The following is an 8,326-nucleotide window of genomic DNA, read 5'->3' as shown; positions in this document are numbered from 1 at the left end:
AATGATTCGTCATCATCAAGCTAGGTCGGCTATGTTACTCTCTTTCTCAAGAAAGTCAACTGCAATGTTAATTTATTTTAAAACCCACCAATCTACCCAAGAACTCAATTACTTTAACTAAGCCCTTGTTTCTCAACAAGTTTTTATCAACATCACCGCCGATGGATACGCATTATAGACCATTCATTATCGCTTGCAAGTACTTTTTAGCACTTTTTATCTCAGGTGTGCGTTTTTTCAGCTTTTTAAGGCTTTTTGCTGCTTTTATACGCTTTTTTTATGATTTAGTTTCTTTTTTTCATATTGTGATAATCACATTTCAATTTTATTCATGCTATATAATGGTTAAAATTAAACTATCTAACTAAAATGTCGGAAATGCGTATGCGTCAGTTTTCTGTATTGTGGGTTTCTGTGATGACGTTCGGTCTCAGTGGTTCTGCTCTAGCGGCGGAATCCGACTCTTCTACTCCTATAAATGAAGCTCAGGTTCAATCGACTGCTACAAAAGGCAATCGTATTGATAAAATTAAGGCATTTTCCGAAAAAACAATTAAAGATTTAAAAGTCGATGCGAATGCAACTCAGCCTGATGATGTTAAAGACCCTTTCCAACCACTCAACCGTAAGATCTTTGTCTTTAATGACTATATAGATCGTCATGCCCTACGACCTATAGCTGTACAGTATCAGGCAAAGATTCCTGTCGAAGTACGTGGTTCGTATCGTCAATTTCGGGGCAATTTAGCTGAACCTTGGAATGCAACCAACCAAATCATTCAATGGAAACCTAAGCGCGCATTTCAAACAGTGGGACGGTTTTTAATTAATAGTATTACAACATTAGGCTTAGCAGATCCAGCCAGCCGCCTAGGTCTAGATCAAGAAGAAGAAAGCTTAGGCACGACATTGGGTTATTATGGTGTTTCTTCAGGTCCATACTTGATGGTGCCATTTCTTGGCCCAAGTACTTTACGTGATGGTTTGGGTTTTATTGTTGATACTCAGGCAAGCCCACAAAAGTATATTTTGCAAGAGAATTACCCTGGATTATATTGGGGAGATTGGGCGGTATATGCCATTGATGTCCGTAGTTCATTGTTAGATGTGGATCATGGTTTACAAGGTGACCGTTACGCAGCAATCCGAGATGCCTACTTACAGCGAAAACGCTTTGTTATTGCGGAGAAAAAAGGGGATTCGAGTCAGGAAACTTCATTTATTGATGAGAATGACGGAGTAGATAGTAGTACACCAGCCGATTCTCAGCCTAATAATAAATAATGATTTGTGATTAGCATTATTTATTATATTTTGAATCAACCATTGATGTAAAAGGACTGTTCTCTCATTTATGTATTTCATTAAACCTACTCGAACAATACCTCATTTAGAGCGTGTGTTAAGTGCTTTACCGAGCCTACAAATGATTCATATAGAGGACATTTCCCTTTACGATCAGAGTATTATTGCGATTGCTGACGTACAAGATTTTTTAGAACATCAATGGGAGTTACCTACGATTGTACTTGCTTTTGAAGATGAAGGCTCTGCGCTTGCGCAAGCATGGCAAGCAGGTGCATTAGCAGGATGGATTTGGTATCAACTCCCTGAAAAGCCTACTGAAGCTCTTGCTAAAATTGATGCACAATATAAACGTAATCAAGATAGTCGAGATTTACCCTCTGCCGCCATATTACAAAAAAAATTACTCCCAACCCCACTTGAGTTGCCTAACTATAAAATAGAATCATTTTTTAAACCGTCTGCCTATTTGTCAGGAGACTGGTACGATTACTGGAAAATCAGTGATAAAGAAATCATATTTTATCTCGCCGATGTTTCTGGTCACGGCGTGACCAGTAGTTTACTGACTTCATGGATGGCTGCTTTTCATGGTCGCTCTAAAACACCGCGTGAGCTGATTAAAAAGCTCAATGGTATGTTAGTCCAAGAAAATATTGAAAAACATATCACCATGATTACGGGAATTTTGAATTTTGAGACCCATCATTTACGTTGGTCCAGTGCAGGACATTACCCTCCAGCGATCTTATTTGAGCCGAATCAGCCTCCGAAAATTTTAAATACCAGCAGCTTTCCCCTAGGCCTAACTGAAGACTTAGAAGTTGAGGAGTTTGAATGTATTTTAAGCAAACAAGCACGTTTCATTGTGTGTTCGGATGGGGCGCTAGAGCCATTTGATGGCGGTTTAAATGAACAATTTCAAAAGCTTGTAGAACATCTACAAAACCATACATTTGAAGCACCTGCACATGTCGCCGATGATATCGCAATTCTAAGTTTGTGCCGAGTAAAGTAGCAAAAAAACCTATATGGTAGTTTTTTGTAATTAATTTTCACTGCTCAACCACTTGAGTATGTCCCCCCCCTATGTGATAATTTTCTAATCCTTCTCAAAAAATGGCATATATATGTCAACAGGTCATGTTGAATATGCAAGTTTGAATGGCACGCATTTTTTCAAGATTATTGGAGAAGTTCGCGCACAATCTTGTATTAGTTTAGACAAACTTTTGAGTAAGATTGAACAGCAAAGCAACGTTAAAGGTGCGGTTGTCGATTTAACTCAAACTACATTTATCGATAGTACAGTTCTCGGGATTTTAGCAAAACTCGGGATCAAGCTAAAACAGGCACATCAGATTCAGGCAGTGATGCTATCGACGAACCCAGATATCACCACGCTAGCAAATAGCATGGGCTTAGGGCAGGTTTTTATCATGCTCAACTGTGGTGATAACAATGTCTGTACGCGCACACTTGTTGATGAAAATATTACCCACAAGACAATGCTCAATACTGTCTTAGATGCTCATCGCACTTTGATGGAACTTAATGATAGTAATCAAAATATTTTTGAACCTTTAGTGAAACAACTCGAAAAAGAACAAGATCAATTTGAAGAAGAAGTTGTTCATCCTCATAATGCTTAATAAAAAATAGCAAAGGAACGCTTGCCATGACTTTACTCTCTGTTGCCCAAATGAACTCACAAAATAGCATTGAAGATAACTTCAAGCAGGTTGAGTTACTAATTCAGCAGAGTAAAGCACAAGGTGCATCCCTCATTACTTTTCCTGAAAATTTTATTTGTTTTGCCGCAGGTAAACAGCGCGAAACGGCAGAACAATTTGAAAGTATTCAACAGCGTTTAGAGCAGCTTGCGCATCAATATCAGATCTGGATTATTGCAGGAACTTTGCCTTGTCCATTTCGCCCTGATGGTTCAATTGTGCCTGATGGTCGTGTACGCACCAGTAGTTTATGTATCGGCCCAGAAGGAACTGAAGCACGTTATGACAAAATTCATTTGTTTGATGTGCAGGTAGCAGATGGTGTAGGCGGTTATCAGGAATCCAAGTTTTTTGAACCTGGCGATGAAGTGGTGGTTGCATCAACTCCGTTTGGTCAGATTGGTTTAATGGTCTGCTATGATTTGCGTTTCCCTGAGTTGGCGCTTACGTTAAGACAACGTGGTGCGGATATTTTAACAGCACCCGCAGCGTTTACTTACACGACAGGACAAATGCACTGGCAGCTTTTACTGCAAGCCCGAGCAATGGACAGTCAATGCTATGTCCTCGGCGCGGCTCAGCAAGGTTGGCATGGAGAAAAACGCCAGACTTGGGGACATGCTGGAATCACCAATAGCCGTGGTCAGTTACTCGCACTGGTGGAAGATGAAGGCGCACAATTAATTACCGTTGCTTTTGACCACAATGAACATCAACAAGTTCAAGCAGCCATGCCTTTAATACAACATCGCCGCTTATTACAATTTTAATTTTTTAGTTTTTATTGAATACAATCACTCCTGTAATTGTAGTGTTGCCCTCTATACTCCTGACTTTTAACCCATTAAAGTGATAGACAAAGCTTATCATCTAAGGAAATGTTGTGTCAGATTTAGATCTCATGGATGATCACTGGGAAAAACATATTAAATGGTGGGGTGAGTATCATTTTGAGTTACACCAAACCCGTACTTGGCAATTTGGTTCATTACTATTTCGCTTAACCCGCGGTGCTCAAGAATGGCGTATGGAGTATCATCGCCCGACGATCCAGTTTGACTATGAACAGCAATGGAAAGAAATATTAGAACCCGATTTTCCTTTTCCGCAGCCTGTACATGTTGAACGCTATATGTTTCGTAAAATGGGCAATACGTTCCAACTGTTACCACGACTTGCTGATCGTTCGGTAGTGATTCGCCCTGTCGATCCGATGTACATTCCTGCAGGGCAACGTGGCTTGTTGTATATTAGCACCCCGCTTTGGATTACAGGGTTTGCCGAAGGGCAACGCGAGCCATTATTTGACTTGCCTGTAATTCGCCCGAAAGATACTTGGTTTGGTCCAGACAAACTCTCTGGCGAGCTCTGCTATGCCACGGCAGTTGATGGTCGTACCGAATTAGAACAACTTAAGCCACGTGCCTTTCGCGCAGTCACCCCGATTATTTTTCATAACAGCAGTCATGAACAGTTACGTTTTGACCGCATGAATGTGCCTGTTCCTGCTCTGCCTTTATTTTATAGTGAAAGCACAGGGCGTTTATGGACATCGCACATAAAAGTGGTACATGAATCTTCCGATCGTCCACCTCGGGTACGTATAGAAAATCGGACTCCACCTAAAGCGGGTGAAGTGGTTTATGTGCATGCACCGCGCTCACCTGGCGGTGCGTTGTTTAATATGTTTGACTCATTTTTTTAGGATCGTGAATGGAAAAATCACAAATTCCTCAAGACCTGCTCTCCAGTTTCAAAGATGTGTTCACCAACATGCATATTAATGTCGAACGCATTTCCGATATGTTTGTGGCAGCCACGCTATGTCTGATTGGTTTTGCACTTGCCCGTTTGGTCTCGAATACATTTATACGTACACTTGGCACAAAATTTAATGCCCATCAGCGTATGGTGTGGCGGCGCGGGATTTTCTACACGATTTTCCTGTTCTTTGTTATGGCAGGTTTGAGAGAAGCGGGCTTTAAAGTCAGTGTCTTTTTGGGTGCAGCAGGGATTCTGACCGTTGCTTTAGGTTTTGCATCACAAACTTCGGCAACCAACCTCATCAGCGGTCTATTTCTGATCGGTGAAGGCTCTTTTGAAGTTGGTGATACCATTCAGCTGACTTTACTACGTGGTCAATTGATTGAGGGAGAAGTGATTTCAATTGATTTACTCTCAGTCAAACTTCTGACTCTGGATAATATTTATATTCGCCTACCCAATGAACAACTGATCAAGACCCCTGTTTATAACCTGTCAAAATACCCGATTCGGCGTATTCCAATTACCCTTGCAGTCAACTTTCATGAAAATCTCGCTAAAGTGCGTGAAGTGCTCCTGACTACTGCCAAGCATCATGTTCTGGTACTGGATGACCCTAAACCTGCAATGACAGTCACGGCTTTTGGAGAATCTTCGATTGAACTGCTATTTGCCATTTGGTGTCAGCAAGAAAATTATCTGCTGGTCAAAGATGAAATGCAGGAACGAATTCGCGATGCTTTTGTGAAAAACAATATCGAAATTCCTGTACCGAAAATCGGTTTTGTTGGTGGGAACAATCATCTACCACTTCTCTAACGGCATTTTCCTTAAAGCCACTCAAAAAACAGTCATCAGCTCAATCAGCTGATGACTGCTGCAATGCAGGTGGCAACGGCGCCAGATAGGCAATAACTAGCATCATGCCCCCTGCTCCAATAAATGAAATCACCCGTGTTAAAGTCGCACTTTGCGATAAATCCAGCAATGCCAGTTTAAACACCACAATCGCCAGAATACACGCACCCATATACCAGACTTCACGCATAGCTTTACGGCTCGCAACGGTCATTCCCACGCATGCCAGTAATGTCCATAGCAAGGTCAGGCTAAGTTGAACCGCGCCATTGTGCCAGATTTCCCAACTCCATAACGGCGTATTTAACAGATGATGTAAGGCACGTACCATCACACTGCTCAGTACCCAAAGCAGCATAAAAAACAGACTCGCTTTCAAGAAGCGTTGCCAAAGTAGTGAAGGTAGCTGAATCTGCTGTAACCAGAGCATGCCACACAGCATGGCAACACTGAGTATATCAATCGGGTTGAATAAAGGGATGACATAGTATGCCTGTATCGCATCTTGATCGACATTGACCAGCAACAACCAAAGCAAATTACAGAGCCATAGCTCAGGATGCTGTAGCAGTGTTTTATTTTTTTGGCCAATCAAAGCCCATAACCAGACTGTAGGCAATGCCCCCAGTGCCAGCACAGGTGCCTGTACCCATAGACTTAGACCTGCCAGTGCCAGACTCGCCCACAACAACAGCGCAAGCAAACGATTTGAGTCATGCTGACGCTGTGTCCAGTACAACAATCCACTCTGTAATAGTGCAGCAACAGCACAAAACAATGCAAAACCATTATTTTGCCAATGTTGTAAACCTTGCCAAATCTGTAATTGCGACAAGGCAAGCACTAACCCGACTAAGGTGATCGTACTCATGATCAGTTGCTCGACTGTCCAGTCAATTGACTGTTTCAAAGTGACAACCACATAAAATAAAGCATATAGCACCGATGCAACGGCCAGCTTTGCCAATAAGCCATAGGCTTGCCAGTGGAAAATTTCTACGCTCGCAGCACTGCCACTATATAAGGCAAATACCAAAAAGAAACTGATGGGCGGAATCGCTGCAACACGGCGCTCTGGCGTACGCGTATCTTGCAAGAGAAAATACACAGCAACGGACTGCACTAGAGTATAAATACAGGCACTTAGGGTTGGGAAAACTTCATCTGACCAGATCTGAAAAAATAGCGCGCCTGCACTACAGAACAATAAGGCTTCGCCAATGATGCGACTAAAACGATAACGCTCGGTAACACCCCATACAATCAATGCCGTACCCTGAATCACCCAACCCAGACTAGTCCAGTGTGCGCCTTTTGCCAATGGAAAAATCAGGGCAAAAAATGCAGTCGCCAAAATCATGAAACTTTTACCGAGCAGCGACAGTTCGGCTTGTCGCTGACGAATCCACACAGTCAGCCCGAAATACACTGCCGCCAAACCTGCCGCAGCCAAAGTCAAGGCATGACTGGACTGATGCATCAGGCTAGCATGTAAGGTAAATCCGAACACAGGCACACTAAAAATCAGCCCAACATCTAAAATAGACACATAGCGTTGTAATTCCAATTTTTGCCGCAGCATTAACTGGCTATAGCGGATGCTCAGCCAAATAAAGAGTGCCAAATGCAGCCACAGCAACATATCCAGATAATTGCGTTGACTCTCGACATCGTGCGTGAACAGGCTCATGCCTGCCAGACCCATCGTGGCAAAAAATGCCAGATGATTCAGCAGCTTCCACGACTGTACAAAATTAATCGCGGCAACTGCCAAATTGACTACCAAATAGTATTCCCATAAAAATACGGGATCAGGACGATATTGCGGAATCAGTAATGGCGCCAGATACGCCATGCCCAATGCCAAAATCGCCAGTGAAATTTCTTTTTGTTTCAGACTCAGCCATGTCGTAATGAGCAGCAATGCAGCCAATACCACACTTGCCATGATCACACTGTTAATCAAAAGAAAATGATAGGCAAAAATCAGGGTCAGAAAAATCACCGCCAACCCAACGCCCTGTACCGCTACGGCAAAGCGCAGATTACGATTTCCAAGCCAGTAGCCTATTGCAGTGGTGATTGCACCGACCACCCCGATCGACAGTAAGCGCATACCCAGACTGACTTGCCAATATTCACTGGCAAAGCGCAGTAACAACACTACCCCGATCAGCAACAATGCCACAGCTACCTTTAAGATGGGATTACCTTTCACCAGCCACTGTAAAACAGCTTGCCAATGAGGATTTGTTTGACTGGAGAATGCTATTTGTGACTCTGCTGGCTGCGGCGGGATAGTTATTGATACAGGAATTGGTGGTGGAACAACCTGAACGGGTGCCGATGCAGAATGATATGGCATTTGTTGCCTTTCCAGATCAGATAAACGTTGTTCAAGTTGATCTACCTGATTTTGCAGTCGAAAAATCAGCACAATAAAAAAACTTAATCCTGCCAGTAATAGCAAATACAGCCATTGTTGCTTCTCGAATACATAGACAAACCACGCCAGCATGACCGAGAAGATCAAAACAAGGCTCATCATGACCGCTGATTTTTTCTGCAACATAGATTTCCTGATCGGTGCAGCCGTTTTATTGATGTTAACCGATCATCTGACCGAGATAAAACTCCCTTAATCTGATCTACATCTACATCAAAGT

The 8,326-nt window shown here is 42.6% G+C and carries 7 protein-coding genes; 6 read left to right on the top strand and 1 reads right to left on the bottom strand.

All coding sequences use genetic code 11. From position 1 onward, the window contains the following. Window positions 1–384: 384 nt before the first annotated feature. The 6 genes from E0H77_RS13405 to E0H77_RS13380 all read left to right on the top strand — a co-directional run bounded on the left by E0H77_RS13405 (window position 385) and on the right by E0H77_RS13380 (window position 5,621). The gene (locus tag E0H77_RS13405) at window positions 385–1,284 is read left to right on the top strand and encodes an MlaA family lipoprotein (protein ID WP_131378724.1); all 900 of its coding nucleotides are present in this window, start codon (window positions 385–387) and stop codon (window positions 1,282–1,284) included. A 70-nt stretch (window positions 1,285–1,354) separates the two neighbouring features. Next, the gene (gene gigA / locus E0H77_RS13400) at window positions 1,355–2,323 is read left to right on the top strand and encodes an RsbU family protein phosphatase GigA (RefSeq protein WP_131315262.1); all 969 of its coding nucleotides are present in this window, start codon (window positions 1,355–1,357) and stop codon (window positions 2,321–2,323) included. A gap of 112 nt (window positions 2,324–2,435) precedes the next feature. Beyond that, window positions 2,436–2,957, top strand: a complete 522-nt coding sequence (gene gigB / locus E0H77_RS13395; RefSeq protein WP_131315263.1) for an anti-anti-sigma factor GigB — start codon at window positions 2,436–2,438, stop codon at window positions 2,955–2,957. 26 nt (window positions 2,958–2,983) lie between these two features. Further along, window positions 2,984–3,808: a carbon-nitrogen hydrolase family protein gene (locus tag E0H77_RS13390; protein ID WP_131315264.1), complete on the top strand. Its 825-nt coding sequence runs from the start codon at window positions 2,984–2,986 to the stop codon at window positions 3,806–3,808. A gap of 131 nt (window positions 3,809–3,939) precedes the next feature. Beyond that, window positions 3,940–4,743, top strand: coding sequence for a DUF432 domain-containing protein (locus E0H77_RS13385; protein ID WP_131315281.1), 804 nt, complete (start codon window positions 3,940–3,942; stop codon window positions 4,741–4,743). A gap of 8 nt (window positions 4,744–4,751) precedes the next feature. Continuing rightward, on the top strand, window positions 4,752–5,621 hold the full coding sequence (locus E0H77_RS13380) for a mechanosensitive ion channel family protein (RefSeq protein ID WP_131378722.1): 870 nt from the start codon (window positions 4,752–4,754) through the stop codon (window positions 5,619–5,621). Window positions 5,622–5,661: 40 nt separating this feature from the next. On the opposite strand, the gene E0H77_RS13375 is transcribed toward E0H77_RS13380, so the two are convergent. Continuing rightward, window positions 5,662–8,232 carry a DUF2339 domain-containing protein gene (locus E0H77_RS13375; protein WP_131378720.1) on the bottom strand — a complete coding sequence of 857 codons (2,571 nt, stop codon included), beginning with the start codon at window positions 8,230–8,232 and terminating at the stop codon, window positions 5,662–5,664. Window positions 8,233–8,326 lie beyond the last annotated feature (94 nt).

The sequence above is a fragment of the Acinetobacter brisouioides genome (assembly GCF_004331075.1).
In the GTDB taxonomy this organism is placed as follows: domain Bacteria; phylum Pseudomonadota; class Gammaproteobacteria; order Pseudomonadales; family Moraxellaceae; genus Acinetobacter.
Note: the sequence above shows the minus strand (reverse complement) of the source record. Positions and strands in the feature narration are given on the sequence as shown.

What these genes read in the sequence shown, in the direction of transcription:
- E0H77_RS13385 (WP_131315281.1), top strand. Translation starts at nt 3,940, where the DNA reads ATGGATGATCACTGGGAAAAACATATTAAATGGTGGGGTGAGTATCAT.
- E0H77_RS13380 (WP_131378722.1), top strand. Translation starts at nt 4,752, where the DNA reads ATGGAAAAATCACAAATTCCTCAAGACCTGCTCTCCAGTTTCAAAGAT.
- E0H77_RS13375 (WP_131378720.1), bottom strand. Translation starts at nt 8,232, where the DNA reads ATGTTGCAGAAAAAATCAGCGGTCATGATGAGCCTTGTTTTGATCTTC.
- E0H77_RS13390 (WP_131315264.1), top strand. Translation starts at nt 2,984, where the DNA reads ATGACTTTACTCTCTGTTGCCCAAATGAACTCACAAAATAGCATTGAA.
- E0H77_RS13405 (WP_131378724.1), top strand. Translation starts at nt 385, where the DNA reads ATGCGTCAGTTTTCTGTATTGTGGGTTTCTGTGATGACGTTCGGTCTC.
- gigB (WP_131315263.1), top strand. Translation starts at nt 2,436, where the DNA reads ATGTCAACAGGTCATGTTGAATATGCAAGTTTGAATGGCACGCATTTT.
- gigA (WP_131315262.1), top strand. Translation starts at nt 1,355, where the DNA reads ATGTATTTCATTAAACCTACTCGAACAATACCTCATTTAGAGCGTGTG.